The organism is Streptomyces sp. NPDC003720 (assembly GCF_042875075.1).
Classification (GTDB): Bacteria; Actinomycetota; Actinomycetes; order Streptomycetales; family Streptomycetaceae; genus Streptomyces.
The window spans coordinates 131,265-157,388 of record NZ_JBIANZ010000008.1; the positions used below are offsets into that span (position 1 = coordinate 131,265).

Annotated in this window: 26 protein-coding genes; 14 read left to right on the top strand and 12 right to left on the bottom strand. The window is 72.6% G+C overall.

The features are described 5' to 3' along the window. The first annotated feature begins 19 nt into the window (after positions 1-19). The gene (locus tag ACFYU0_RS22760) at positions 20-928 is read left to right on the top strand and encodes a YihY/virulence factor BrkB family protein (protein ID WP_351670203.1); all 909 of its coding nucleotides are present in this window, start codon (positions 20-22) and stop codon (positions 926-928) included. Here the strand turns inward: ACFYU0_RS22760 and ACFYU0_RS22765 are convergent. Then, positions 876-2,108 (bottom strand): D-alanyl-D-alanine carboxypeptidase, encoded by a 1,233-nt coding sequence (locus ACFYU0_RS22765; protein ID WP_351670200.1) that lies wholly within the window; start codon positions 2,106-2,108, stop codon positions 876-878. The two genes, ACFYU0_RS22760 and ACFYU0_RS22765, sit on opposite strands and share 53 nt — an antisense overlap. A 172-nt stretch (positions 2,109-2,280) precedes the next feature. Here ACFYU0_RS22765 and ACFYU0_RS22770 point away from each other — a divergent pair, with 172 nt between their 5' ends. From ACFYU0_RS22770 to ACFYU0_RS22780, 3 genes are all read left to right on the top strand, one after another. Then, on the top strand, positions 2,281-2,520 hold the full coding sequence (locus tag ACFYU0_RS22770) for an SCO4848 family membrane protein (protein ID WP_351670197.1): 240 nt from the start codon (positions 2,281-2,283) through the stop codon (positions 2,518-2,520). Positions 2,521-2,536: 16 nt separating this feature from the next. Continuing rightward, positions 2,537-3,838, top strand: coding sequence for a metallophosphoesterase (locus ACFYU0_RS22775; protein WP_389303793.1), 1,302 nt, complete (start codon positions 2,537-2,539; stop codon positions 3,836-3,838). A gap of 236 nt (positions 3,839-4,074) precedes the next feature. After that, complete coding sequence (locus tag ACFYU0_RS22780; RefSeq protein ID WP_389303795.1) at positions 4,075-5,619, top strand: ABC transporter substrate-binding protein; 1,545 nt, start codon at positions 4,075-4,077, stop codon at positions 5,617-5,619. Between the two features lie 18 nt (positions 5,620-5,637). On the opposite strand, the gene ACFYU0_RS22785 is transcribed toward ACFYU0_RS22780, so the two are convergent. The 9 genes from ACFYU0_RS22785 to ACFYU0_RS22825 form a co-directional block, all read right to left on the bottom strand. After that, on the bottom strand, positions 5,638-6,423 hold the full coding sequence (locus tag ACFYU0_RS22785; protein WP_389303797.1) for a TetR/AcrR family transcriptional regulator: 786 nt from the start codon (positions 6,421-6,423) through the stop codon (positions 5,638-5,640). A 9-nt stretch (positions 6,424-6,432) separates the two neighbouring features. Then, complete coding sequence (locus ACFYU0_RS22790; RefSeq protein WP_351670185.1) at positions 6,433-6,927, bottom strand: DUF393 domain-containing protein; 495 nt, start codon at positions 6,925-6,927, stop codon at positions 6,433-6,435. Then, on the bottom strand, positions 6,924-7,331 hold the full coding sequence (locus ACFYU0_RS22795) for a hypothetical protein (RefSeq protein WP_351670182.1): 408 nt from the start codon (positions 7,329-7,331) through the stop codon (positions 6,924-6,926). The genes ACFYU0_RS22790 and ACFYU0_RS22795 overlap by 4 nt, the downstream gene beginning before the upstream one ends. Positions 7,332-7,438: 107 nt before the next feature. Beyond that, entirely contained in the window at positions 7,439-7,849 is a 411-nt protein-coding gene (locus ACFYU0_RS22800; RefSeq protein WP_351670179.1) for a VOC family protein, read from the bottom strand. Between the two features lie 176 nt (positions 7,850-8,025). Next, the gene (locus ACFYU0_RS22805) at positions 8,026-8,805 is read right to left on the bottom strand and encodes a succinate dehydrogenase iron-sulfur subunit (RefSeq protein ID WP_351670174.1); all 780 of its coding nucleotides are present in this window, start codon (positions 8,803-8,805) and stop codon (positions 8,026-8,028) included. Beyond that, entirely contained in the window at positions 8,805-10,559 is a 1,755-nt protein-coding gene (sdhA, locus tag ACFYU0_RS22810) for a succinate dehydrogenase flavoprotein subunit (protein WP_351670171.1), read from the bottom strand. The genes ACFYU0_RS22805 and sdhA overlap by 1 nt, the downstream gene beginning before the upstream one ends. Positions 10,560-10,578: 19 nt before the next feature. After that, positions 10,579-11,061, bottom strand: a complete 483-nt coding sequence (locus tag ACFYU0_RS22815; protein WP_351670168.1) for a succinate dehydrogenase hydrophobic membrane anchor subunit — start codon at positions 11,059-11,061, stop codon at positions 10,579-10,581. 5 nt (positions 11,062-11,066) lie between these two features. Continuing rightward, entirely contained in the window at positions 11,067-11,447 is a 381-nt protein-coding gene (sdhC, locus tag ACFYU0_RS22820) for a succinate dehydrogenase, cytochrome b556 subunit (RefSeq protein ID WP_308290908.1), read from the bottom strand. A gap of 188 nt (positions 11,448-11,635) precedes the next feature. Continuing rightward, positions 11,636-12,208 carry a 2-oxo-4-hydroxy-4-carboxy-5-ureidoimidazoline decarboxylase gene (locus ACFYU0_RS22825; RefSeq protein WP_351670165.1) on the bottom strand — a complete coding sequence of 191 codons (573 nt, stop codon included), beginning with the start codon at positions 12,206-12,208 and terminating at the stop codon, positions 11,636-11,638. 154 nt (positions 12,209-12,362) lie between these two features. On the opposite strand from ACFYU0_RS22825, the gene ACFYU0_RS22830 reads away from it, so the two are divergent. The 4 genes from ACFYU0_RS22830 to ACFYU0_RS22845 all read left to right on the top strand — a co-directional run bounded on the left by ACFYU0_RS22830 (position 12,363) and on the right by ACFYU0_RS22845 (position 15,979). After that, complete coding sequence (locus ACFYU0_RS22830; RefSeq protein ID WP_389303800.1) at positions 12,363-13,988, top strand: family 20 glycosylhydrolase; 1,626 nt, start codon at positions 12,363-12,365, stop codon at positions 13,986-13,988. Between the two features lie 77 nt (positions 13,989-14,065). Further along, entirely contained in the window at positions 14,066-14,734 is a 669-nt protein-coding gene (locus ACFYU0_RS22835; RefSeq protein WP_389303802.1) for a DUF4328 domain-containing protein, read from the top strand. Between the two features lie 89 nt (positions 14,735-14,823). Then, the gene (locus ACFYU0_RS22840; RefSeq protein WP_351670156.1) at positions 14,824-15,381 is read left to right on the top strand and encodes a hypothetical protein; all 558 of its coding nucleotides are present in this window, start codon (positions 14,824-14,826) and stop codon (positions 15,379-15,381) included. A gap of 205 nt (positions 15,382-15,586) precedes the next feature. Further along, the gene (locus tag ACFYU0_RS22845; protein ID WP_351670153.1) at positions 15,587-15,979 is read left to right on the top strand and encodes a hypothetical protein; all 393 of its coding nucleotides are present in this window, start codon (positions 15,587-15,589) and stop codon (positions 15,977-15,979) included. Between the two features lie 92 nt (positions 15,980-16,071). Here the strand turns inward: ACFYU0_RS22845 and ACFYU0_RS22850 are convergent, their stop codons facing one another. Beyond that, positions 16,072-18,678, bottom strand: a complete 2,607-nt coding sequence (locus ACFYU0_RS22850) for an FG-GAP-like repeat-containing protein (protein ID WP_389304115.1) — start codon at positions 18,676-18,678, stop codon at positions 16,072-16,074. A gap of 286 nt (positions 18,679-18,964) precedes the next feature. On the opposite strand from ACFYU0_RS22850, the gene ACFYU0_RS22855 reads away from it, so the two are divergent. The 5 genes from ACFYU0_RS22855 (at position 18,965) to ACFYU0_RS22875 (ending at position 23,313) form a co-directional block, all read left to right on the top strand. Further along, the gene (locus ACFYU0_RS22855; protein ID WP_389303805.1) at positions 18,965-19,459 is read left to right on the top strand and encodes a hypothetical protein; all 495 of its coding nucleotides are present in this window, start codon (positions 18,965-18,967) and stop codon (positions 19,457-19,459) included. A gap of 112 nt (positions 19,460-19,571) precedes the next feature. Beyond that, positions 19,572-20,207, top strand: coding sequence for an RNA polymerase sigma factor (locus tag ACFYU0_RS22860; protein ID WP_389303807.1), 636 nt, complete (start codon positions 19,572-19,574; stop codon positions 20,205-20,207). Positions 20,208-20,328: 121 nt separating this feature from the next. Beyond that, positions 20,329-21,204, top strand: a complete 876-nt coding sequence (locus tag ACFYU0_RS22865; protein WP_389303809.1) for a hypothetical protein — start codon at positions 20,329-20,331, stop codon at positions 21,202-21,204. A gap of 262 nt (positions 21,205-21,466) precedes the next feature. After that, complete coding sequence (locus ACFYU0_RS22870) at positions 21,467-22,129, top strand: RNA polymerase sigma factor (RefSeq protein WP_351670138.1); 663 nt, start codon at positions 21,467-21,469, stop codon at positions 22,127-22,129. After that, a complete protein-coding gene (locus ACFYU0_RS22875) occupies positions 22,129-23,313 on the top strand; it encodes a hypothetical protein (RefSeq protein ID WP_389303811.1) in 1,185 nt (394 codons plus the stop codon). The genes ACFYU0_RS22870 and ACFYU0_RS22875 overlap by 1 nt, the downstream gene beginning before the upstream one ends. Positions 23,314-23,535: 222 nt before the next feature. Here the strand turns inward: ACFYU0_RS22875 and ACFYU0_RS22880 are convergent, their stop codons facing one another. Beyond that, the gene (locus ACFYU0_RS22880) at positions 23,536-24,420 is read right to left on the bottom strand and encodes a L,D-transpeptidase family protein (RefSeq protein WP_389303813.1); all 885 of its coding nucleotides are present in this window, start codon (positions 24,418-24,420) and stop codon (positions 23,536-23,538) included. Positions 24,421-24,501: 81 nt separating this feature from the next. Here ACFYU0_RS22880 and ACFYU0_RS22885 point away from each other — a divergent pair, with 81 nt between their 5' ends. Further along, positions 24,502-26,082 (top strand): methylmalonyl-CoA mutase, encoded by a 1,581-nt coding sequence (locus ACFYU0_RS22885; protein ID WP_389303815.1) that lies wholly within the window; start codon positions 24,502-24,504, stop codon positions 26,080-26,082. The last annotated feature ends 42 nt before the right edge of the window (positions 26,083-26,124 follow it).

Genomic DNA, 26,124 nt, shown 5'->3' on the forward strand with positions numbered 1-26,124 from the left:
GGCGGGGCAGAGACGCAGCATGGACTGGCTGAAGAAGCTCCCCGGTGTCGGGCCGATCGTCACCCGGCTGATGATCACGCACGCCTGGCGTTCCTACGAGCGCCTGGACCGGGTGAAGTGGACGCGACTGGCCGCCGCGATGACCTTCGTCAGCTTTGTCGCGCTGTTCCCGCTGCTGACGCTGGCGGCCACCGTCGGCGCCGCCACGCTCAGCCAGTCGCAGCAGCGGACCCTGCAGGACAGGATCGCCGAGCAGATCCCCGGCATCTCCGACCAGCTCGACATCAACGCCCTGGTGGAGAACGCCGGCACCGTCGGGGTGATCGCCGGCGCCCTGCTGCTGTTCACCGGCCTGGGCTGGGTCGGCCAGGTGCGCGACTGCCTGCGCGCGGTGTGGGAGCTGCCGGACGACGAGGAGAACCCGTTCCTCGCCAAGGCCAAGGACGCGGGCATCCTGATCGGTCTGGGCGGCGCGGTCGTCGCCACCCTCGCCATCTCCACCGTGGCCTCCGCGATGGTGGGCCGGCTCAGCGACGCCCTCGGTCTCGACCGGGCGGGCTGGGGGCACGTGCTGCTGCAGATCATCGCGTTCGCCGTGGCCGTGCTCGCCGACTTCCTGCTGCTGCTCTACGTGCTGACCCTGCTGCCCGGCACCGAACCCCCGCGCCGCCGTCTGCTGGTGGCCGCACTGACCGGCGCGGTCGGCTTCGAGCTGCTGAAACTGCTGCTCAGCGGCTACATCCAGGGGATCGCCTCGAAGAGCATGTACGGCGCGTTCGGCGTGCCCGTGGCCCTGCTGCTGTGGATCAACTTCACCGCGAAACTCGTCCTGTTCTGCGCCGCCTGGACGGCGACGCCGAGCAAGGACGCCGGGATCACGAGCGCGGCCGACGGCGCATCAGATCCGGCAGCGGCCAACGGCGGTTGATCAGGAACACCCCGCCCCCGAGCAGCGCCAGCAGTCCGCCGGCGACGGCCAGGGCGGTTCCGGCGCCGGTGGCCCCGGTCCCGCCCGGGGCGCTCGCGGCCGGCCGTCTGCCGGAGCCGCCGGGTCTGTGCGCCTGCCCCGCCGAGGCGGTGGCGCCCGGCTGGGAGGTGGACTGCGCGCTCTTCGGCGGGACCAGCTCGCCCACCGGGCGCACCTTGCCGGCCGCCCGGAAGCCCCAGTCGAACAGCTTCGCGGTCTCCTTGTAGACCTCGTTGTGCTCGTGCTTCTCCGGGTTCATCACCGTGACCAGCAGCACCTTGCCGTCGCGTTCGGCGACGCCGGTGAAGGTGGCGCCGGCGTCGGTGGTGTTGCCGTTCTTCACCCCGGCGATGCCCTGGTAGACGGGCACGTCCGTGTCGCCGCTCAACAGCCGGTTGGTGTTGCGGATCTCGCCGGACTCGAACTTCGCCGACACGGTCGAGCAGTACTCGCGGAAGTCCTTCTTCTGCAGCCCGGAGCGGGCGAACAGCGTCAGGTCGTACGCCGACGACCGCTGCTCCGGCGCGTCGTACCCGTCCGGGCTGACCACGTGCGTGTCCAGGGCCTGCAGCTCGTCGGCGTGGGCCTGCATGTCCGCGACGGTCCGGTCCACCCCGCCGTTCATGGCGGCCAGCACGTGCACGGCGTCGTTGCCCGAGCGCAGGAAGACCCCGAGCCACAGGTCGTGGACGGTGTAGGTGTGACCCTCCTTTATCCCGACCACGCTCGAACCGGCGCCCATGCCCGCGAGGTCGGACGGGACCACCTTGTGCTCCATCGTCTTCGGGAACCGGGGCAGCAGGGTGTCCGCGAACAGCATCTTCAGGGTGCTCGCCGGGGGCAGCGGCCAGTGCGCGTCGTGCGCGGCGAGGACCTCGCCGGACTCGGCGTCGGAGACGATCCAGGACCGTGCGGTGAGGTCCTCGGGAAGCGCGGGCACGCCGGCCGTGAGGTTCACCTGGGTCCCCGGCTGCCCCAGCCGCGCGCCGCCCACCTGCGACATGAGCGCCGGGGGAGTGGCCGTCGGGCTCGTGGAGGGCGTCGGGGCCGCGAATGCCACCGGCGTGGTGACGGAGAGGGACAGCAGCGCGGCGGAGGTGGCCAGCAGGCGTCGCCCGAGGGCCTTCTTCGGTGGGGGCACGGTCGGAAACGTACCGGCCGAGGACACCGAAGTCCCGCCCGGCACCCCACCCCGGCCACGGAACGCGGGCGCGGACAGCGATACTGAACGCATGCCGTGCTCATCCGGGGGACAACCCCCGGACCCCCGGCCGGCCGCCGGGGCACGGCGTCGTGTCGAAAGGTCAGTCTCCGTGAAACTCAGCCGCCCGGTCTCCTGGTTCCTGCTCGCCTTCGGGGTGTGGAGCTGGGTCATCTGGATCACTTTCGTCAAGAACCTGGCCGAGGACGGCAGCGGACTCGCCTTCGACGACGGCCACCCGACCGCGTACTTCTGGGTGCATCTGCTGCTGGCGATCGTCTCCTTCGTACTGGGGACGGTCATCGGGCTCATCGGGTTGCGCGGACTGCGCGCACTGCGCCGGAAGTCATAGCGGGAGACACTGCAGCGTGGTCATCGTCTTCGTCCTCATCGCGGCGGCCGTCCTGGCCGTGCTGGTGCTCGGGCACTGGTACGTGTGGCGCCGTCTGGTCCGCGACACCACCCGCGGCCCGGGCCCGGCCCGCCGCGCCGGCACGGCGGTGTTCGTCGCCGGCCCGCTGCTGATGGTCGGCGCCCTGGTCGCCGAACGCTCCGGCGCCCCTTTCTGGCTCCAGCGCACCCTCGCCTGGCCCGGCTTCCTGTGGATGGCGCTGGCGCTGTACCTGCTGGTGGCGGTGGTGGCCGGCGAGGTCGTACGGCCCCTGGCGGCACGGCTCCTGGCGCGCCGGGCGCGGACCGCCGAGACCCCCGTGCGGGAGCCGGAGACGGTGCCGGCGGCGCCTCGGCCGGCGCCGGCCGAGCCGGATGTGCCGGACGTGCCGGATGTGCCGGAGGACCAGGCCGGCCCGGAGCCCGCCGGGCGGGCGCCGCGCGAGGCGCACGCCCCCTCCCGGCGGCTGTTCGTCTCCCGGGTCGTGGGCGGAGCCGCCGCGGCCGCCGCCGTCGCGACGGTCGGGCAGGGCACGTACGGCGTGCTGCGCGGGCCGCGGGTCAAGCGCGTCACCGTGCCGCTGGCCCGGCTGCCGCGCGCCGCGCACGGGTTCCGGATCGCCGTCGTCAGCGACATCCACCTCGGGCCCGTCCTCGGCCGCGGTTTCGCGCAGCGGGTCGTCGACACCGTGAACGCCACCCAGCCCGACCTGATCGCGGTCGTCGGCGACCTGGTGGACGGCAGCGTGAAGGACCTCGGCCCGGCCGCGGCGCCGCTGGCCCGGCTCAGCGCACGGCACGGGGCCTACTTCGTCACCGGCAACCACGAGTACTTCTCCGGCGCCGAGCAGTGGGTCGCCGAGGTGCGCACCCTCGGCCTGCACCCGCTGGAGAACGCCCGCACCGAGCTGCCGTACTTCGACCTGGCCGGGGTCAACGACCTCCAGGGCGAGAGCGAGGGCCGGGGCCCGGACTTCGCGAAGGCGCTCGGCGACCGGGACCCGGCCCGCGCCTGCGTGCTGCTCGCCCACCAGCCGGTGCAGATCCACGAGGCGGTGCGGCACGGCGTCGACCTCCAGCTCTCCGGCCACACCCACGGCGGCCAGCTCTGGCCGGGCAACCTGATCGCGGCCGCCGCCAACCCCACCGTGGCCGGCCTCGAACGCTACGGCGACACGCAGTTGTACGTCAGCCGGGGCGCCGGCGCCTGGGGGCCGCCCACCCGGGTCGACGCGCCCTCGGACGTGACGGTGATCGAGCTGGCCGCCACGCGCGCCTGACCCGCCCCGCGGCGCCTCACGGAAACCGCTCCCACCTTCCTGTGAAGGCGCTGTGGAATTCGGCGGAAACAACGCCTCGGTAAGTTCTCCCTCATGGGGGCCGATAGCCCTTCCCCCCGCTCAAACAGGTGTGATTAGGTGAGCCGCGCCACTAGGGGAGTGGCCGTTTTTCTGTGCTGGGCCAGGGGTAGGGCCCTGGCAGGCCTGGGAGGGGCACCACCATGCGATCTGTTCGCATGCGCATTCTCGTGACGCTGCTCGTACTCGCCGTCGTGGGGATCGGCGGCTGGCAGTTGCTGCCGTCGCAGGGCGACAAGAACCGGACGATCACCGTCGGCACGACCGACGCCGTCACCTCACTGGACCCGGCCGGCGCCTACGACGCCGGTTCCTGGGCCCTGTTCAGCAACGTCTTCCAGACCCTGCTGACCTTCGAGCCGGGCGGGGTCAAACCCGTCCCGGACGCGGCGAAGAGCTGCGCCTTCGAGGGCGGCGGGCTGAAGACGTACCGGTGCTCGCTGCGCGGCGACATCACCTTCCCGAGCGGGCGGAAGCTGACCGCCGAGGACGTGAAGTACTCCTTCGAACGGGTGAAGAAGATCAACTCGGACGTCGGCCCGGCGTCCCTGTTCTCCACCCTCGGCTCGGTGTCCGCCGACAGTGCGACGTCCGTGACCTTCCACCTGTCGTCCCCGGACGCCACCTTCCCGCTGAAGGTCGCCACCGGCGCCGGCTCGATCGTGGACAAGGACGCCTACCCGGCCAAGGCCCTGCGCACCGGCACCGGTGTCGACGGCACCGGCCCGTACACGCTGACCTCGTACACCAAGGACCAGAAGGCCGTCCTCGCGCCCTACACGAAGTACCAGGGCTACCTCGGCGGCACCGGCCGCCCCATCGAGCTGCGCTACTACGCCGACTCCCAGAAGCTGCAGACCGCCTGGCAGCACAAGCAGGTCGATGTCGCCACCCGGACGCTGCCGCCGCAGGTCCTGTCCGAGCTGAACCCGAGCGACCCCACCCAGCGCGTCACCGAGTCCGACAGCTCCGAGACCCGCAACCTGTACCTCAACACCCGCGCCGCCTCACCGCTGCACGACGAGCGGGTGCGCCGCGCCATGGCCTGGCTGGTCAACCGCGAGCAGCTCGCCGCCAAGGTGTACGACGGCACGGTCGACCCGCTGTACTCGCTGATCCCGACCGGCATCATCGGCCACACCACGTCCTTCTTCGACACCTACCCGACGCAGAGCACCGCGAAGGCGCGGGAGCTGCTCACCCAGGCCGGGGTGACCCTGCCGGTGCGCTTCACCTTCGGCTACGGCAGGGGCCGGGGCGCGGGCGCGGAGGAGGCCGCGGAGCTGAAGCAGCAGCTCGAGAAGGGCGGCCTGTTCAAGGTGGACGTCCAGGGCTACGAGTGGACCGACTTCCAGAAGCGCTGGGCCGCCGGGAAGATGGACGCCTGGGCGGTCGGCTGGGTGGCCGACTACCCCGACCCGGACACCTTCGGCTCCCCGCTGATCGGCACCGGCTCCACCATGAGCACCGGCTACAGCAGCAAGGCCGTCGACGCGCTCATCCGGAACAGCCAGCAGTACGCCGACCGCTCGCGGACCTCGAACGACTTCCGCGCCATCCAGGGGGACGTGGCGGCCGACGTGCCGCTGATCCCGCTGTGGCAGCGCAAGGAGTACGTGGTCAGCACCGAGGACGTCGGCGGCGGCCAGTACCTCTCGGACGGCACGGGCGTGTTCCGCCTGTGGCGCCTGCAGTGGATCTGACGTCCCGCGGCCGAGGGGTCAGTCCTCGGCCCCGTCCTCGTCCGCGCGGCCGGCCTCGTGTCCGGCCGCGCGCCCGGCTCTGGCCGAGGGGTCCGGAAGTGCCCTCGTCATCCCCGGCAGGAAGTCCGTGAACAGCTCGTGGACCTCCAGCACCAGGGGGCGCAGCACCCGGAACCGGGCCAGGGCGACCCCGCGGGCGGTCAGCCGCGCGCCGCGCCGCGCCAGCCGGTAGCTGCGCTCGCGGCCCTCGGTCCGGTCGAAGACCCAGTACAGGACGAGGCCCATCTGGGACAGCCACATCAGTTCCGGCAGCGCGTCCCGCAGTTCGGGCGCCACCTTGGACCTGGAGCCGGCCAGCACCTCCCGGTGGACGCTGATGGCCTGCTCCCGCGCGTGCTCGCTCTCCGGAGAGAACGGGCTGAGCGGGCTGTCGGGGTCGGCGGCGTTCTTGAAGAACTGGACCGCGAACTCGTGGTACGGCCGGGCGATGTCCAGCCACGCGGTCAGCACGCCCGCGAGCCGGGCCTCCAGGTCGGTCTCCCGGTTCAGGACCTCCCGGACCGCCACCTGGTGCTCGGCGGCGATCCGGTCGTAGAAGCCCTGGATCAGGTGCTCCTTGCCCTCGAAGTAGTAGTAGGCGTTGCCGACGGAGACGCCGGCCTCCTTGGCGATGGCCCGCATGGTGGTCTTGTCGTAGCCGCGCTCCTGGAAGAGCCGCATCGCGGTCTCCAGGATGAGCGCGCGGGTCTGCTCGGACTTGGTCTGGGGGCCGGCCTCTTCGGGGCCTTCGTTCTTCGCGGGCACGACAGGAGCCTAACCAGTTGGGCAGGCGCCGCCGGAACAGGACGGCGGGTTGTAGGTCCAGCCCGCCCGCGGGTCGTACGACCATCCGTCGGCCCGCGGGTACGCCCGCCCGCCCCACTGCGCGCCCCGCCACTTGGCGGCCGCCAGCACCGCGCCCCGGGCCAGCTTGTAACCGGCCGGGGTGCTCAGCCGGTGGGCGAGCGGGCGGTGTTCGCGCAGCGCCCACAGGACGACGATCCAGGCTCGGGACGCCTGGTAGACCTGCCCGGAGTCGCCGATCACGGTGACCTCCTGGAGGGTGGCGGCGTGGTCGAGCCCCGGGTAGCGCCGGCGGGCCTCGTCCGAGCCGGCCGGAACCAGTTCCAGCGGCACCAGCTTGGGCTGCCTGACGAGCCAGTCGCGCAGGTGCGTGCACAGGGCGCACTCGGCGTCGTAGAGGACGGTGAGCCCGCGGACCGGGACGGACGTGGCGTCCCGGTCCTGCGCGGAGGTCACCGCGCTCACGCCCCGGCCGTCGGCGGTACCCAGGCCTGCGGGGGGACCGGGGGCTGCTGCTCGCGGTCCATCAGCCCGCGCCGCCGGATCCTGTTGAGCACGTACACGTTGCCCAGGTGCATCACACCGAGCACCAGCAGCACCACGCCGAGCTTGGCCGACAGGGCCTCGAAGATGCCCCGGGTGTCCTCGATGTCGCCGCTGTCGTTCAGGTACAGCGCCACGAAGCCCAGGTTGACCAGGTAGAAGCCGACCACCAGGAGGTGGTTGACGGCGTCGGCGAGCTTCTCGTTGCCGCGCAGCACGTCGGACAGGAAGACCCGGCCGTTGCGGCTGAGCGTGCGGGCCACCCAGACGGTCAGCGCGATGCTGACCGCCAGGTAGATGACGTAGGCGATGACGGTGCGGTCCATGCCCCACCCCTTCTTGAACGCGTTCAAAACGCTGACAGGAAGGACTCTAGCCCTGCTTTTGAACATGTTCAACTCAAGGGTGCGACGGATCGCGCGGGCTTCGCGCGTCAGCTCCGGCGGCCCAGCTCCGGGCGCTTGCTGTAGTCGGTGAACCCGAGGACGTTCCCCCAGGGGTCGGCGATCTCCACGGTCCAGCCGGTGGCCCCCGGGAACGGCTCGTCGAGCGGCATGATGCCGGCGGCGGCCAGCTCCCGTGCCGCGGCCCGCGCGTCCGGCACCTCCAGCCACAGCCGCGGCGACGGCCACGGCGGCGGCCGGTGTCCCAGCGCCTCCTCGGCGCGCAGCAGGATCGCCGGCATCTCGCCGCCGACCTTCAGCTGGGCGATCCCCGCCTCGTCGAGCCGGAACCCGACGGTGAACCCGGCCCGCTCGTAGAAGCCGACGGCCTCGCCGAGGTCGCCGACGGGAAACAGCGCGTTGTCGAACCCGAGCAGTTCGTACGACCCTTTGTCTGACATGTCGTCACATTAGGGCTCAAACCCGACCATACGCGAGGAGCCCCACCGAAACTCGTTCGGCGGGGCTCCCGGAAACGCGGGATCATCCTGTCACCCGCCGGCCCGGGAAACGCGAAGGGCCCCGCTTCCGGTGGCTGACCGGGAGCGGGGCCCAACTCGCAAGAGGCGGAGGGAGATCAGTAGCGGCGCGTGATCAGCGCGCGCTTGACTTCCTGGATCGCCTTGGTGACCTCGATACCGCGCGGGCAGGCGTCCGTGCAGTTGAAGGTCGTGCGGCAGCGCCACACGCCGTCGCGGTCGTTGAGGATCTCCAGGCGCTGCTCGCCCGCCTCGTCACGGCTGTCGAAGATGAAGCGGTGGGCGTTCACGATCGCGGCCGGACCGAAGTACTGGCCGTCGTTCCAGAACACCGGGCAGGACGACGTGCACGCGGCGCAGAGGATGCACTTCGTGGTGTCGTCGAAGCGCTCGCGGTCCTCGGCCGACTGCAGACGCTCGCGCGTGGGCTCGTTCGTGTCCTTCGTGACGAGGAAGGGCATGACGTCCCGGTACGCCTGGAAGAACGGCTCCATGTCCACGACCAGGTCCTTCAGGACCGTGAGGCCCTTGATGGGCTCGACCGTGATCGGCTTCTCGGGGTTGATGTCCTTGATCAGCGTCTTGCACGCCAGGCGGTTCTTGCCGTTGATCCGCATGGCGTCGGAGCCGCAGATGCCGTGGGCGCAGGAACGGCGGAAGGTCAGGGTGCCGTCGATGTCCCACTTGATCTTGTGCAGACCGTCGAGGACGCGCTCCTTGGGGTCGATCTCCAGCTGGAAGTCTTCCCAGGACGCCTCCGCCGAGACCTCCGGGTTGAAGCGGCGGATCCGGAAGGTGACGGTGATGTAGGGGGAGTCGGCGAAGCCGGGCTCGGGCTGGCCGGCCGCGTCCGCCTTGTCCAGAACAGGGGTAGCCATCAGTACTTACGCTCCATCGGCTGGTAGCGGGTCTGGACGACCGGCTTGTAGTCGAGACGGACGGTTTCCGAGCCGTCGGCCCCGACCTCGCGGTACGCCATGGTGTGCCGCATGAAGTTGACGTCGTCGCGGTTCGGGTAGTCCTCGCGGTAGTGACCGCCGCGGGACTCCTTGCGGGCGAGCGCGGAGACCGCCATGACCTCGGCCAGCTCGAGCAGGTTGCCCAGCTCGATCGCCTCGAGGAGGTCCGTGTTGAACCGCTTGCCCTTGTCCTGGATCGCCACGTTCTTGTAGCGCTCGCGCAGCTCGGCGATCTTCTCGACGGCCGTCTTGATCGTCTGCTCGGTGCGGAACACCATGACGTTGGCGTCCATGGTCTCCTGCAGCTCGCGGCGGATGGTGGCCACCCGCTCGTTGCCGGTGGAGTTGCGCAGCCGCTCGATCTGCTCGACGACGAGCGACTCCGGGTTCTCCGGCAGCTCGACGAAGTCGACCTTCGCCGAGTACTCGGCGGCGGCGATGCCCGCGCGGCGGCCGAACACGTTGATGTCCAGCAGCGAGTTGGTGCCCAGGCGGTTGGCGCCGTGCACCGACACGCAGGCCACCTCGCCGGCCGCGTAGAGGCCCGGGACGACGGTGGTGTTGTCCGCCAGGACCTCGCCCTGGACGTTCGTCGGGATGCCGCCCATGGCGTAGTGCGCGGTCGGCTGGATCGGGATCGGGTCCGTGTAGGGCTCGATGCCGAGGTACGTCCGCGCGAACTCGGTGATGTCCGGGAGCTTGGCGTCGAGCTGCTCCGGCGGCAGGTGGGTGAGGTCGAGGTAGACGTGGTCGCCCTCGGGACCGCAGCCGCGGCCCTCGCGGATCTCCGTGTAGATGGAGCGGGAGACGACGTCACGGGACGCGAGGTCCTTCATGACCGGCGCGTACTTCTCCATGAAGCGCTCGCCGTCCTTGTTGCGGAGGATGCCGCCCTCGCCGCGCGCACCCTCGGTGAGGAGGATGCCCATGCGCCAGATGCCGGTCGGGTGGAACTGGAAGAACTCCATGTCCTCCAGCGGCAGGCCCCGGCGGTAGACGGCGGCCTGGCCGTCACCGGTGAGGGTGTGCGCGTTGGAGGTCACCCGGAAGAACTTGCCGGTGCCGCCGGAGGCGTAGATCACGGCCTTCGCCTGGAAGAGGTGGATCTCGCCGGTGGCCAGCTCGTACGCCACCACGCCGGCCGACTTCTTGACGCCGTCGACCTCGGTGATGAGCTGGTCCAGGACGTAGAACTCGTTGAAGAACTCCACGCCCTCCTTGACGCAGTTCTGGTACAGCGTCTGGAGGATCATGTGGCCGGTGCGGTCCGCGGCGTAGCAGGACCGGCGGACCGGGGCCTCGCCGTGGTTGCGGGAGTGACCGCCGAAGCGGCGCTGGTCGATCGTCCCGTCGGGCGTCCGGTTGAACGGCAGGCCCATCTTCTCCAGGTCGAGGACGGCGTCGATGGCCTCCTTCGCCAGGATCTCGGCGGCGTCCTGGTCGACCAGGTAGTCACCGCCCTTGACCGTGTCGAAGGTGTGCCACTCCCAGTTGTCCTCCTCCACGTTGGCCAGCGCGGCGGCCATGCCGCCCTGCGCGGCGCCCGTGTGGGAGCGGGTGGGGTAGAGCTTGGTCAGGACCGCGGTGCGGCTGCGCTTCGTCGACTCGATGGCCGCGCGCATGCCGGCGCCGCCGGCGCCGACGATGACTGTGTCGTACTTGTGGATCTTCATGATTCTCGCAGCCCCGTGCCTAGCGGATGTTCGGGTCGAAGGTGAAGATCACCAGCGTGCCGAGCAGGATGGTGAACACCGTGGCGGTGTAGAGCAGAGCCTTCAGCCACAGCCGGGTGTTCGGGCGCTCGGCGTAGTCGTTGATGACCGTGCGCAGGCCGTTGGCGCCGTGCAGCATCGCGAGCCACAGCATCAGCAGGTCCCAGACCTGCCAGAACGGGGACGCCCAGCGGCCGGCCACGAAGGCGAAGCCGATCTTGGAGACGCCGCCGTCCAGGACGAGCTGGATCAGCAGGTGGCCGATGACCAGGACGACCAGCACGATGCCGGACAGGCGCATGAACAGCCAGGCGGCCAGCTCGAAGTTCCCCCGGGTGGACTTGGGGGTCTTCTTGGTCCGCAGACGCGGCGCCTCGATCACCGGGGCCGGGTTGTCGACGGAGTACACCGGGGCGCCCTCGACGGGGCCGACTCCGGACGCGGGGGTTTCAGTCGTGGACATGAGTGTCAGCTCCCGAACAGGGCACGAGCGGCGTGGCCGAGGACCGGGTAGAGCGCGCCGATCATCAGGACGATCCAGACGCCCATCACGGTCCAGAACATCTGCTTCTGGTAGCGGGGGCCCTTCGACCAGAAGTCGACGGCGATGACGCGCAGGCCGTTGAGCGCGTGGAAGAGGATGGCGGCGACGAGGCCGTACTCCAGCAGCGCGACGATCGGCGTCTTGTAGGTCGCCACGACCTTGTCGTAGGCCTCGGGGGAGACACGGACGAGTGCGGTGTCCAGCACATGCACGAACAGGAAGAAGAAGATGAGGACGCCGGTGACTCGGTGAGCCACCCAGGACCACATTCCTTCCCGTCCGCGGTACAGCGTTCCAGCCGGCACGGAAGAACCCTCCGGGAGCGGGGACTAGGGCCGCGCCGGCTTCACGGTCGGTCGGGCCCGGCCGGGTACGGTCCACCGGCCCTCAGCATCGTATCCATGCGGCGGGGCGAGGCTTACGGGGGGCCTACTTGTGTGATCAAAGTGGCACCGGACGGGCTAGGCGTGCGGCATTCGGGCGGTGTGTGCGGTCATATGCCGGAAGCGGGCGTGTTGTGGCTGGTCGCGCCGCTGGTCGGGCCCGTCGGGGAGTGGGGCGCGGGGCCCGCCAGGAACGCCGCGAGCCGGTGCCTCGCCAGGCGTCGCAGCTCCTCCGCCGCCCTGACCCGCTCCTCCTCCGGATCGTTCGCCAATCGTGACCGGATGCCTTCGAGGATGCGGTCGATGACCTCGTACTCCGGGGTGTCGCCGAGAAAGATCACGAACGTGTGCCCGAATTTCGCCTCGTACGCCGCGTGCGCCGCGCTCAGCGCCATGTGCGCCGCCTGGTACGTGTCCTCCGGCAGCACGGGCAGCGGCTCGCCCGCCAGGGCCCCGGACAGCTCGGCCGCGGGCAGGTCGTACGTCGCCTCGTCCGCCGCCGCCAGCAGGGCGTCCAGGTCGGGGTACGGGCGGTGCTCGGCGATACGCCCGGACCAGCGCGGATTGCGCAGGCAGCGCTGCAGCATCGCGCCCGCCTCGTCGGCGGGGGCGGCGTTGAAGGCGTCCAGCGGCGTGGGGAGGTACGGGAGACGGTGCGCAGGCAGCGTGGGTCCTCGCGTCACAGGTGGTGTGGCAGGGGATCTTGTGAAGGCTGTGTCGCTACGTTATCGAGAGTGGTCACACTGTGTCCGACGAGTATCTGAATTTCACCCGTACGGAAGAGTTTCGGAACACCTCGATGACGGGTGACGGGCCGATCGGTCGTACGTTGGCTGAGTGACCCAGCACAGGCGTCGGGCGTCGGCGCAGCAGGTGAGGCGGAAGCGGGCGGTGGTCGCCGCGGCTTTCGCGGGTACCGTCGCGCTCGGTGTGGGCGTGGGCGTGTGGGCCTCGGCGGACACCGGCAAAAGACCGGCCGGGGACGTGGCGCAGGCCCCGTCGGGCCGGGCGCCGACCAGTCCCTCGCCCAGCCGCTCCTATCCGCTCTCCCAGGCGCCGCGCACCATACCCGCGGTCAGCTCCCACACCGCGGCGCGCGGCCCCGGCTGGCGCCCGAAGAAGGGCGAACGCGTCGTGGTGAGCGATCCGTCCCTGGCCGACGAGGGCCGGCTGACCGCCGGTGAGCTGGGGCTGACGTACGCCGGGGAGAAGAACGACAAGCGGGCCGGGGACGTCCGGCTCACGCTCGGGAAGGGCGGCGGCAACCCGGAGTCGTACACCATGACCGTCCGCGACGGCCGGGTGGACATCAGCGGGCCCACCGAGAGCGGCGTGTTCTACGGCACCCGCACCCTCAAGCAGGAGGTCCACGGCGGCGGCACGGCGCCGGAGGGCGTCGTGCGCGACCGGCCCGCGAAGCCGGTGCGCGGCTTCAACCTGGACATAGCCCGCAAGCCCTACAGCGAGTCCTGGATCGAGGACCGGATACGCGAGCTGGGCGACCTGAAGTTCAACGAGCTGGGACTGCACTTCTCCGACGACCAGGCCTTCCGGATCGAGTCCAGCAGCCATCCCGAGATCGTCTCGCCGGACCACCTGACCAAGGCGCAGGTCAAGCGGATCGTGGACCTGGCGAAGAGCCGGCACATCACGGTCGTGCCCGAGATCGACTCGCCGGGGCACCTCGGCGCGGTCATCGCCGCCCACCCCGACCTGCAGCTGCGCAACGCCAACGGGGTCGCCACCCGGGGCGCGATCGACATCTCCAAGCCCGGCTCCGCCAAGATCGTCGACGACCTGCTGAACGAGTACGCCGGCGTCTTCCCGGGCAACCAGTGGCACCTCGGCGGCGACGAGTACCAGGCGCTGACGGTGTCGGACCCGCAGGCCTCGTACCCGCAGCTCGCGGCCGCCGCCCGGCAGAAGTACGGCTCCGGCGGGACCGTCGCCGACCTCGCCACCGGCTGGCTCAACGACCGCGCCGCCACCGTCCGCGCCCACCACCGGACCATGCGCGCCTGGAACGACGGCTTCTTCCGCGACACCTCCGTGCGGCCCGCCAAGGACCTCCAGGTCGCCTACTGGACCGGCAAGGAGATCGGCGCCCGGCAACCGGTGGAGTACCTGCGCGACGGCCGCAAGGTGCTCAACTACAACGACGAGTTCATGTACTACGTCCTCGGCCAGCCGCAGACCTTCGTCTACCCCACCGGGCAGCGCATCTACGAGCAGTGGAACCCGCGCGTGCTGCGCGGCACCACCGCCGTCCCGTCGAGCTACGACGGCCAGATCCCCGGCGGCTCGTTCGCCGTGTGGAGCGACATCCCGGGCGCCCAGACCGAGGCGCAGGTCGCCGCCGGCATCCGGATGCCGCTCCGGGCCACCGTGCAGAAGCTGTGGGACCCGGGCAGGCCGGCGCTGTCCTGGGCCGAGTTCAAGGCGCTGGCCGACCGGCTGGGCTGACCGGCTGACCGGCCGCCGGGCACGGTATCTTCCGTCTGCCGCACCACGCGGGGTGCGGGGACACGGGGGGCTCGATCATGTCCGCAGCGCGCCTGCGCTCACCACAGGGCCTCGGCCGGGCCACCGTCGTCCTGCTCGGACTGGTCGTCGCCGCCGACCTGTTCGCGCTGTGGGCCGGAGTGCTCGAGATCCGGGTGGCCGGCGACGTCCTGAGAGGGATCGACGACGACGCCGCGCTCCGCCGGGGCGAGCGGTCCGAGCAACTCTACGAGCTGTCCCGCGCCGCACAGGCGCTCGCGCTGCTCGCGACGGCGGGCGTGTTCCTGTGCTGGTTCCACCGCGTCCGGGTCAACGCGGAGGTCTTCGACCCCGCCAGGCACGCCAAGGCGCGCGGCTGGGCGATCGGGGGCTGGTTCTGCCCGGTGGTGAACCTGTGGTTCCCGCGCCGTGTCGCCCTCGACGTTTGGGACGCCAGTGCCTCCTGGGCCGAGCGGCCCGGACACGGCCTGGTCAACTCCTGGTGGACGCTGTGGATCGTCTCGCTCTTCGCCGACCGGCTGGCGGAATGGCGGTACGACACGGCCAGGGGGGTGGTGGGCTGGCGGCACGCCCTGCGTCAGGTGCTGGTCGCCGACGCGCTCGACATCGCCGCCGCCGTGCTCGCCGTGCTGGTCGTCCTCAAGGTGACCCGCATGCAGCGCGAGAGGGCACGCGCCGGTGCCGACTTCGTCACGGCTCTTGGCTGAAAAGCTTCGTCTGTGACACCCTCGGCCCGTTGCACGCAGTAAGGGGAAGTGTGGGCTCCGTACAGGGCGCCCGGGCGAGGGAGGCTTCCATGAGCCTGGTGGAACTGATCGCGCAGGCCGGCGAACGGGGGCTGGCCGTGAGCGGACTGGCTTGTTTGGACCGGTGCGTGCCCCTGCTGGGCGGTGACGACGAGGTGCTGCGCCCGCTGTGGGCGAGCGTCGCCGAGGGCTCGGACTGGGCCGCGGGCCTGGAGAAGGCGCGCGGCGCGCTCGGCCCGGAGGACTCCGACGAGGACGAGGCCGCGCACCTCGCCCACCTCATGCTGGACGAGGCCCCGGCCGAGCGCACCCCCGAGGCGGTACGGGCCTGGGCGGACGCCTGCTCCGTCGCCTCCCTGCGCATCCACCGGCTCCTCGACCCCGCCGCCGACGGCCCGGACGACACCGGCGACGTGGAGGCCGGCCGCGCCGGCGACGCCGAGGGCCTGCCCCCGCTCGTCGCCGCCGAACTGCGCCGCCAGACCGTCGTCCTGGAACTCCTCGCCGAGCACGGCGCCAACGGCTTGCGGCGGGCCCTCGACGTGTCGGTCGAAGGCCGCCGGGTGCTGACCGCCGTGGTGTCCCGCCGGGCCCGCGGACGCGGCTGACCGGCCCGTCCAGGGCCGGCGGTCCCGGCCGCCGGACGAACCGCCGCACAGCGGGCCGGCGGTCCGCCAAACCCGGCTCGTGGGCGGGTCCTGTGTCCGTCCTGCGGTGGCGGTGCGGCGGTCCTGCGCCGTTTGCCGGAACCGGCCGGATCGCTGTGACGGATGCCCCGCGCGGCCCGCTTCTCCCTATGTGACAGCGCACTACGTGACAGCACAGCAGGAGACCCGGCCGCACGCCGCGGCCAAGCCCGCGCGCTGGGCCGCGGACACGGTGGCGGCCATGCGCGAGGGCGCGCGGCTCAGGCTCGACTACTCGGTGCAGAGCCTGTGGCGGGTGGACCGGATGATCGACGGCATCCGCCGCGAGGGGCCGCCGTACGCGGCGGTCGAGCACGCGTTGCGCGGCTTCGGCGCCTACGCCGGCGAGGTCGTCGTCCGCCGCACCGGCGCCCAGTGGTGGTCGTCCGGCGGCGAGCACTGGGTCCGCACGCCCGACGGCCGCCTGTGGGACCCCATCGACGAGGCCCGCCGCGCCTACGCCGGCCACGGCTCGCTGCGCCTGCTCTGCCGGGATGCCACGAGCGGGCAGGCCGGCTGACACCGGCGCGCGGGGCCGCGCACCGGCCCCGGACGCCCACCGGCCGGGACCCGCCGCCTGGCGGAAGTCCCGGCCGGTGCGCCGCGCGGGGGTTACGGCGCCAGCGTCACGCCCAGCCCGGCGCCCGTCGGGGTGCCGAGGATCGTCCTGCCCAGGACCGCCGTCTGGCCGAAGCCGAGGCCCGAGCCGTTGCTCGGCAGGTACATCAGGATGCCGTTGCCGCTGTCCTCGCCCGCCACGCCGAACGTCAGGTCGGCGCGCCCGTAGCCGGACAGGTCGGTCAGGGACACCGACGAGCCGAGCTTGTCGCCGCTCTCGGAGTCGCCGGGCACGCCCGAGGTGTCCTGCGAGACCGCGATCGCGCCCGAGCCGGTGAGGCCGGAGGCGCCGCCCTTGATGAGGAGTGCCGAGCCGGCGTCGGAGCGGTTGGCGCCGCTGCGGGTGAGGTCCTCGCCGGGCAGGCCGGTGAGGACGTCCGGGTAGCCGTCGCCGTTGTAGTCGCCGACCGAGACGGAGGCGCCCATCGCGTCGCCGGACTCGTTGCCGCCGGGGACGCCCGAGGTGTCCTGGTGGACGGTGACCATGCCGGTGGTGGTGAACCCGGTCGAGGAGCCCGGCACCAGGGTGACCTGGCCGCCCGACTTGCCCCCGGACTCGCTCGTGTACGGCTGGCCGATGACGATGTCGTCGTAGCCGTTGCCGTTCACGTCGCCGGCGGCGATCGACCGGCCGCCCTTGACCGAGATGACGCCCGCCTTGGTCAGGCCGGTCGCCGAGCCGGCGAACCGCACGACCCGGCCGATGCCGCCCGCGTCCCGGTAGTTGAGGGCGACGTCGGCGTAGCCGTCCCGGTTGAAGTCGCCGGTCGCGGCGTCCAGGTAGGCGACGGAGCCGGTGGCGGTGGTCAGCGTGCCGGACGTGGTCGCGCCGCCGGTCAGCCGGACGTTGTAGTTGCCGCCCTTGCCGGTGCCGGCCGAGAAGACGTCCGCCTTGCCGTCGGCGTTGAAGTCGCCGACCGCGACGGTGGAGCCGAGCTTGGCGCCGGTCGCCGTGACGCTGCCCGAGGTGGTGTAGGAGAAGCCCGTGTCGAGCGCGGGACCGTACATCACGGTGACCGCGCCCCGGTCGGCGTGGCCGCTGGTGTCGTCCTCGCCGGGCACGCCGATCGCGAGGTCCGCGTAACCGTCGCCGTTGACGTCGCCCCAGGCGGTCGCGGCGCCGAAGCTGTCACCGGACTCGGACGAGCCGGGGACGCCCGGGCTGCTCTGGGTGAGCGTGAGCTTCCCGGCGCTGACGGGACCGTCCACCCCGCCCGGCACGACCGTCAGCGAGTTCGCCTTCGGCGTGCCCGCCACCAGGTCGGCCAGGCCGTCCCGGTCGCGGTCGGAGGTCGGCAGCGCGTGCGAGATGCCCGGGGTCTTCGCCAGCGCGGCGATCAGGGGCAGCTTGGCGTACAGATTGTCGCCGGGGCAGGCGGTGGCGTTGGTGTCCCGGTGGCCGAAGACCCGGGGCAGCGTGATGCTCTGGCCCTTGTCGACCAGGTTGCCGTCCTGGCCCTTGGGGCTGCCGGAGGTCAGCGTGACCTTGCCGGTCGGGTCGACGCCGTACATGCCGAACTTCCACGCCACGATCCGGGCGATCGAGTCGAGCGCGGCCCGGGACGGCTTCGCGGACACGTAGTTGCCGATGTAGGAGATGCCGACCGTGTTCGTGTTGAACCCGATGTCGTGCGCGCCCACCACCGGCAGGTCCATGCCGCCGCTGCGGCCCTCGAAGATCTGGCCGCAGCGGTCGACGACGAAGTTGTAGCCGATGTCGAAGTAGCCGCGGGAGAAGTGCTCCTGCTGGATGGTGCGCATCCGGGCCCGCGAGTCGGCGCAGGACACCGTGTTGTCGCTGTCGACGCCGGTGTGGTGGATGACGGCGGCCTTGATCTCCGTGCCGTAGCTCGGCGTGCCGTCGTAGTCCGTGGAGGCGCCCCACTCGGCCTGCGTGACGACCGGCGGCTTGACGACCGTGGAGGGACGCGGCGCCGGGACCGTGCTCGACGGGGACGGGGAGACCGAGTCGGACACCGACGGCGAGGCGGACGCGCCGGTGGAGTCGGACACCGAGGGCGACGGGGACGTCGTGTCCGGGGCCGACGCCGTGTCACTGGGCGCCGGCGAGTCCGTCGGCGAGGACGGGTCGGACGGCTCCGGTGACGTGGTGTCCGCGGCGAAGGCGGCCGGCCGCGTGCCGCCCGCCGGGTCGGTGCCCGGGTCGAGCAGCTTGACGTCCATCCCGGCCGGGAGCCCGGGGGTCGCGTTGCCGTCGGCGTCGACCACCCGCACCGCGACGCCGTCCGCGTCGCCCGTCCACATGGATCCGGTGCCGCCGCGCGCCTTGGCCCGCGCGCCCTCGGCGCCGTCGGCGGAGAACGGGTCGTCGGGCAGCTTCGCCCAGTCCGACCACTTCCCCGTCTCCCGGGAGCGGTAGCGGAGCTCCGGTGTGCCCTTCAGTTCGGCCCGCTCGTTGTCCCAGGTGAGCAGCGCGGCGCTGAACCGCTCGGTGTCCCGCTTGCCCAGCCCGCGGCGGCCCCCGCCCTGGTCCGCCAGCTTCACCGTGTGCACGGAGGCCCTGCGGCCCGCGCCCTTGCCGTCGTTGTGCGCACCCGGGTCCGCGACCGCGTAGGTGACGGCGCCGGCACCCCCCAGCACCACGGCTCCGAGCGTCAGCCACGCCCGTCGCTTGAGACTGAGAGGTCTGTACGCATGGGTCCTGCGAGGACTCAACTGTCCCACCCCTAGAGAATGAACGGTGGCATCAACTGCCACACGGGTAACACCTGTACAGCGCACGGAGGTTGCGGAACGTCACCCGGCCCGGCGCCGGTCCGTGACCGGTCTCCCGGCGGCCGCTCGCGGTACGGTCGGTCCGGACGGTCGCCCGGGCACCCGGTGACATCAGGGGTCCGGCATCGGCGAGCGGATCGGGCGGTCGGCAGTGGGACACATACGCGTACTCGCCGCGGGCGTCGCGGTGTTCGCCTCGCTCGCCCCGCTCACCTCGTGCGCCTCGCCGGACGGCGGCGGGGACGGCCAGGGCCGGTGTTCCGCGCGGTCCGACCCGGCGCCGGTCGAGAAGCGCTTCCCCGTCTTCGGCACTCCGGAGCGGGCGCACTGGTGCGGCGTGGTCCTGAACGCCGGCGACGGACGCGTGCCGGGGCCGACGGACGTGCGGCTGGTCGGCGTCGTCGAACTCGCGCCCGAGGCCTTCGCCGGGGTCGTCGAGGACCTCGGGGAGCACCCGGTCGCGCACGCTCCGGAGGGGCTGCCAGACGAGATCGCGGAGTTCCTTCCCGACGGGGCGCGGTGGCGGCGCAGCGACCGACTCGACCGGTCCCTCACCCAGGGGCGGTACAGAGGTTCCTTCCATGTCGACACGGCCCACCGCGCGGTCCTCCTGGACTGCGTCGACCCCGTCCCGCCGGAGCACTGAGACGGCGTCGCCCCGGACGCCGCCGTCGTGGCTGTGACAAAACCGTGAGCTGCGGCGCTGATGACCTTGGGGCTCGGGGAAGGCCCGTGCCCGGTTCGGACGAGGACGGTTCTTGGGCCAGGGAGGCGAACCCCGCCGCGTACAGGCGTACGACGGGGAACTGGGCACTGCCGTCGCGCGGGCCCAGGACGGGGACGAGGCCGCGTTCGCGGCGGCATACCGGATGGTGCAGCCGGGCCTGCTCGGTTACCTGCGCGGTCTGGTCGGCGACGACGCCGAGGACGTGGCCTCCGACGCCTGGCTGGAGATAGCCCGCGACCTCGGGCGGTTCAAGGGCGACGGCGCCGGGTTCCGCGGCTGGACGGCGACCATCGCCCGCCACCGGGCCCTGGACCACCTGCGCAGGCAGCGGGTGCGGCCCCGGTCGGCGGGGGTCCTCGAACAGGACGTGCTGGACCTGCCCGGACCGCACAGCACGCACGACCAGGCGCTGGAGTCCATCTCCACCCGGCGGGCCCTCGAACTGGTCCGCGCCCTGCCTCGCGACCAGGGCGAGGCCGTCCTGCTCCGGGTGGTCGTCGGCCTCGACGGCCCGTCCGTGGCGCGGGTCCTCGGCAAGCGCCCCGGCGCGGTCCGCACCGCCGCGTACCGCGGCCTCAAGCGGCTCGCCCGTCAGCTCGGCGGGTCCGGCGCGGCGGACGAGGGTGTGACGGATGACGGCCCCCGGACGCTGGGTGAGTCGACGTGAACGGCGGCGGCCCGCGGCCGTATAGATCAGATGGAAGCAGCGTCGGCGACGGAGCCGGCGGAGGCAGTGGCACGAGGCCGGCCGGGCGATCCGGCGGGCCTCACCAGGGACGGGAACAAGCATGGGTGAACGGCTGAGCGGCGAAGGGCTGCCCGGCCGCCGGCGCGGACACCCCGGCGGTACCGTCCTGGGCTCCGCGCCGGCCGGTCCGGACGCCGGGTTCGAGGCCCGCATCGCCGCCGCACTCCGCGGGTACGGCGCGGACGGCGTCGACCCCGAGGCCGAACGGCGCGCCGTGGCCGCCTTCCGCGCCGCCCGCGCCTCCGGGCAGCGGCCGGCGCGCACCCGGCGCCGGGACGACTGGCGGCCCGGGCGGCCGCGCCGCGCGCGGCTGTCGGTGCGGACCACGCTCTCCGTGTTCCTCGCGAGCCTCGCGCTGGGCGGCGTCGCCTTCGCGGCGATCGGTTCCCCCGGGTTCGCCGGGCACGACGACGGCGGCGGCACCGGCCAGCGCCCCGCGCGGCCGCCGGTGAGCACGGCGCCCCGGCAGCAGGCCGCCGAGCCGGCCGGCACCGCGTCCGCGGCACCCTCGGGCCGTCCGGACCGCCCCGCCACCGCGCAGGACCTGCGCGCGCACTGCCGCGCCTACGAGCAGGTACGGGGCCGGGGCAAGGCCCTGGACTCGACGGCCTGGCAGCGGCTCGTCGTCGCGGCGGGCGGCGAGGACGACGTCGCCGGCTACTGCGCGGCACGGGCCGCGGGCTCCGCCCGGCCGACGTCACCCGCGCGGACGGGCCGCCCGGACAACGGCACGGGCAACGGCGCTGGAGACGGCACTGGGAACGGCGCCGACAGCGGCTCGGGCAACGGGTCCGGCAACGGCGCCGGCAGCGGGACCGCCGGCGGCTCGGGCGACAGCTCGGGCAACAAGGCGACCACCGGCGGGAGTTCGGGCCAGAAGGCGGCCGGCCCCGATCGGGCCGACGGGAAGAACTGACCCTCGCCCGCGGCGGAGGTCCGGGGCCAGGGCAACGGCCGGGGCCGCCACCCCCCACAGGAGAGGCCCCGGCCGTCGCGCTTCACGGGCCGCGCGGCGGCCCGTACTTCCTTCAGCGCCAAGGGTGCCTTTTCTGTCACACCCCGTCGCTCCCTGATGTGTCACGAGTTAGTTGCATCTTCTACAGACATGGACGTGGGCGGGTTTCTCGCCGTAACGTGCCTTTCGCGCCGGACCGAAGACATGGCGTAAAGGGAGTGCGGTGCTGGGGGACGACGCGGAGCTGACCACCGCGGTGCGTGCGGCACAGGACGGGGACGAGACCGCGTTCCGGACGGTGTACCGCGCGGTGCAGCCGAGACTGCTGGGCTACGTGCGCACGCTGGTCGGCGATCCGGACGCCGAGGACGTGGCCTCCGAGGCATGGCTCCAGATCGCCCGGGACCTCGACCGCTTCAGCGGCGACGCCGACCGCTTCCGCGGCTGGGCCGCCCGGATCGCCCGCAACCGCGCGCTGGACCACATACGCATGCGCGGCCGCCGCCCCGCCATCGGCGGCGACGAGACGGAACTGACCGGCCGGGCCGCCGACTCCGACACGGCCGGCGAGGCCATCGAGGCCCTGGCCACCGACAGCACCCTCTCGCTCATCGCACGCCTTCCGCAGGACCAGGCCGAGGCGGTCGTGCTGCGCGTGGTGATGGGCCTCGACGCCAAGTCCGCGGCGGAGACGCTCGGCAAGCGCGCGGGCGCGGTGCGCACCGCCGCGCACCGCGGCCTGAAACGGCTCGCGGAGCTCCTCGGCGGCGATCCGGAATCGGCGGGCGTCCTCGACGGACTGCCGCCCCAGCGAGAACCGCGTGGCCGCGCGGTGACGTCCGCCACTGTGACGCATACGCGTCCGCGGACGCAGAAGGACATGTGATGGCCGACGAGCGCTGTGTTTCTCCGGGAGACGACCCCCGGGCCCCTGACGAGTGGCTCACCGGCGAAACGGCGGAACGTCTGCTGCGTGGCGAGTCGCCGGCATCCTTCGACCCCGCGGTCCGTGACCAGGCAGAACGGCTCGCCGAAGTGCTCGGCGCGCTCTCCGTGCCGGCGTCCGCCGCCGGTGCCGAACTGCGCGGCGAGGAGGCCGCGCTGGCCGCGTTCCGCAAGGCCCGCGAGGCCGCCGAGGCCGAGCGCACCGCCGCCGCCTTCGGCGACGGCGCCCCCGGCGGGGAGGCCGCGCCCGTCGCGGCCGGCGCTGGCGAGGGCCTGGTCCGCATCGGCGCCCCGGCCCGTTCCGGAAGCCGCTCGCGCCGTCCGCGCTGGGCCCGGCCGGTCCGTCTGACGCTCGCCGCGGCGATGGCCGCCGGCACCCTCGGCGGGGTCGCCGTGGCCGCCGGCAGCGGAGTGCTGCCCATGCCCTTCCACAAGGACCGCCCGGCCCCCGCCGCCTCCGTCTCCGCCGACGAGACGCACGGGCGGCCGCGCGTCTCACCCTCCGCCCCGGCCCCCCAGGGCCCCGGCGCCGGCACGCGCACCCCCGGCGCCGGTCCCGGCGCGTCCGCCGGCGGGGCCCCCTCGGGCGGCGCCACCACCGGCGCCGACAGCGGCGGCACCCTCGGCGGGACCACCGGGAGCTGGTGGCGGGACGCCGCCACGGCCTGCCGTGACATCCGGAACGGCAAGAGCCTGGGCGCCGGCCGCAAGCGGGCCCTGGAGGGCATGGCCGGCGGAGCCGCACGGGTCGGCAGGTACTGCGACGCCGTCCTGGCGGCCAAGCCCGGCGCCGGCGGGGACGACAACGCCGGTGACGACTCGGGCGACGGCTCGGGCAAGGGCGAGAGCGACGGCAAGGGCAAGGGCGGCGGCAAGAACAAGGGCGGCGGCAAGAACAAGGGCGGCGGCAAGGGCGGCACCGGCCAGGGCGACGAGAACGGCCAGGGCGGGGACGAGGACGGCCAGGGCGGTGACGGGGACGGCCGAGGTCACGGCCGGCACGGCGGCGGCCGGCAGCGGGGCGCGGCGGCGTCCCCCTCTCCCTCGGACCGCACGCACCTGGCCCCCGGCCGGCGCGGCGCCGCTCCGGTCCCCTCGCCGAGCCCCACGTACTCCGCCCTCTGAGCGCTCGCCCTCGGCTTCCGTCACCCCTGTGACCTGCGGATTCATCAACGGCGAAATTTTTTTCGCGACAGGTGTGACGTTTCTGGCCCGCGCGGCGCAGTAATGAGTGAGCCGACTGGTCATCGGCCGTCGCACTGAGCCGGGGTTCCCCCCGTACCTACGGCTCGTGCATATGGCGCGGGCGGGACACGTTCCCCCGGTCCCGCCCGCGCCCCGAATCCCTCACCAGTGGACGACGACCTTGTCGCCCACCCGCGCCTGTGCGAACAGCGCGGCGATCGCCGCCTCGTCCCGTACGTTGACGCACCCGTGCGAGCCGCCCGCGTAGCCCCGGGCCGCGAAGTCGTACGAGTAGTGCACCGCCTGGCCGCCGCTGAAGAACAGGGCGTACGGCATGGGGGAGTCGTAGAGCGTCGACACATGGTGCCGTGACTTCCAGTAGATGTGGAACACACCCTCGCGGGTCGGCGTGTACTGGCTGCCGAAGCGGACCGACATCGTCTCGAGCGTGCGCCCGTCGACCATCCAGCGCAGCGTCCGGCTGGTCTTGCTGATGCACAGCACCCGGCCGGTCAGGCAGCGCGGATCGGGCGCGTCGGCCGGCTGACCGCCCATCAGGTACAGCTCCCACTTGCCGGGCCGGTGGGTCATGCCCACCAGCCGCTGCCAGGTGACGGTGTCCAGCTCGCCGGTCCGCGGCAGCCCGCGCCTGCCCTGGAAGCCGCTCACCGCCCGCTCGGTCAGATCGTCGTACGACCCGGTCGGCCCGTCGGCCAGCCAGTCGACCTGGCGCAGCCGCGCCTGCAGTTCGCGCACGCCCGTGCCGCTGTCGCCGCGCGACCACAGCACCCGGGGCGCGGGCCCGGCCGGCCGGGCGGCGGGCGCCGAGGAGGCCGACGGCCCCTGTCCGCCGGTCCCGGCCCGCCCGCCGGACTCGGCCGTCCGGGTGGCGGCCGGAGCGTGGCTGGACGGAAGCTGGATGCGCACCGGCAGGTGGTGCTTGCCGTCGGCGTCCGCGGGCTGCACGGTGCAGCCGCTGAGCGCGGCGAGGGCGGCGGTCGAGACGAGTGCGGCGAGTACGGCGGCAGATCTCCCCGGGATCCTCATGCCGGAGATGCTTCCCCGCGTGACCGCCGCCGAACTACGGGGCATGGTGAGGTGGTGTCGGAACGTACTGCGGAGGCATCCATGGCACGTGAGTCGGAGTCGGGGCTGCCGATCGAGCCGGTCTACGGACCCGGCGACCTGACCGGCTGGGACCCCGCCGGGAAACTCGGCGAACCGGGCGAGTACCCGTACACGCGCGGGGTGTACCCGACGATGTACACCGGCCGGCCCTGGACCATGCGCCAGTACGCCGGTTTCGGCACGGCGGCGGAGTCCAACGCCCGCTACCGGCAGCTCATCGCCCACGGCACCACCGGCCTCTCCGTCGCCTTCGACCTGCCCACCCAGATGGGCCACGACTCCGACGCGCCCCTCGCGCACGGCGAGGTCGGCAAGGTCGGCGTGGCCATCGACTCGATCGAGGACATGCGGCTGCTGTTCGACGGCATCCCGCTGGACCAGGTCTCCACGTCGATGACGATCAACGCCCCGGCGGCCCTCCTGCTGCTCCTCTACCAACTGGTCGCGGAGGAGCAGGGCGTACCGGCCGACCGGCTGACCGGCACCATCCAGAACGACGTCCTGAAGGAGTACATCGCGCGCGGGACGTACATCTTCCCGCCCAAGCCCTCGCTGCGCCTGACGGCGGACATCTTCAAGTACTGCGGCGCCGAGATTCCCAGGTGGAACACCATCTCCATCTCCGGCTACCACATGGCCGAGGCGGGCGCCTCGCCCGCGCAGGAGATCGCCTTCACCCTCGCCGACGGCATCGAGTACGTCCGCACGGCCGTGGCGGCGGGCATGGACGTGGACGACTTCGCGCCCCGCCTCTCCTTCTTCTTCGTGGCCCGCACGACGCTGCTGGAGGAGGTCGCCAAGTTCCGCGCGGCGCGCCGGATCTGGGCGCGGGTGATGAGGGAGGAGTTCGGCGCGCGGAACCCCAAGTCCCTGATGCTGCGGTTCCACACCCAGACGGCGGGCGTCCAGCTCACCGCCCAGCAGCCGGAGGTGAACCTGGTCCGGGTCGCGGTGCAGGCCCTCGGGGCCGTCCTCGGCGGCACCCAGTCGCTGCACACCAACTCCTTCGACGAGGCGATCGCCCTGCCGACGGACAAGAGCGCCCGCCTGGCCCTGCGCACCCAGCAGGTGCTGGCGCACGAGACGGACGTGACGGCGACGGTCGACCCCTTCGCCGGCTCCTACGCGGTGGAGCGCATGACCGACGACGTGGAGGCCGCCGCGCTGGACCTGATGCGCCGGGTCGAGGACCTCGGCGGCGCGGAGGCGGCCATCGAACAGGGCTTCCAGAAGTCCGAGATCGAGCGCAACGCGTACCGCATCGCCCAGGAGACCGACTCCGGTGAGCGCGTGGTGGTCGGCGTCAACCGCTTCCGGCTCGACGAGGAGGAGCCCTACGAGCCGCTGCGCGTGGACCCGGCCATCGAGGCCCGGCAGGCGGAGCGGCTGGCCCGGCTGCGGGCCGAGCGGGACCAGGGCGCGGTGGACGCGGCGCTGGCCGCGCTGAAGAAGGCGGCGGAGGGCGAGGACAACGTCCTGTACCCGATGCGGGAGGCGCTGCGGGCGCGGGCGACGGTGGGCGAGGTGTGCGACGCCCTCCGGTCGGTCTGGGGCAGCTATGTGCCCTCGGACGCCTTCTGAGCCCGGGGCCCGTCTCGCCCTCCGAAATCCCCGGCCGGAGTG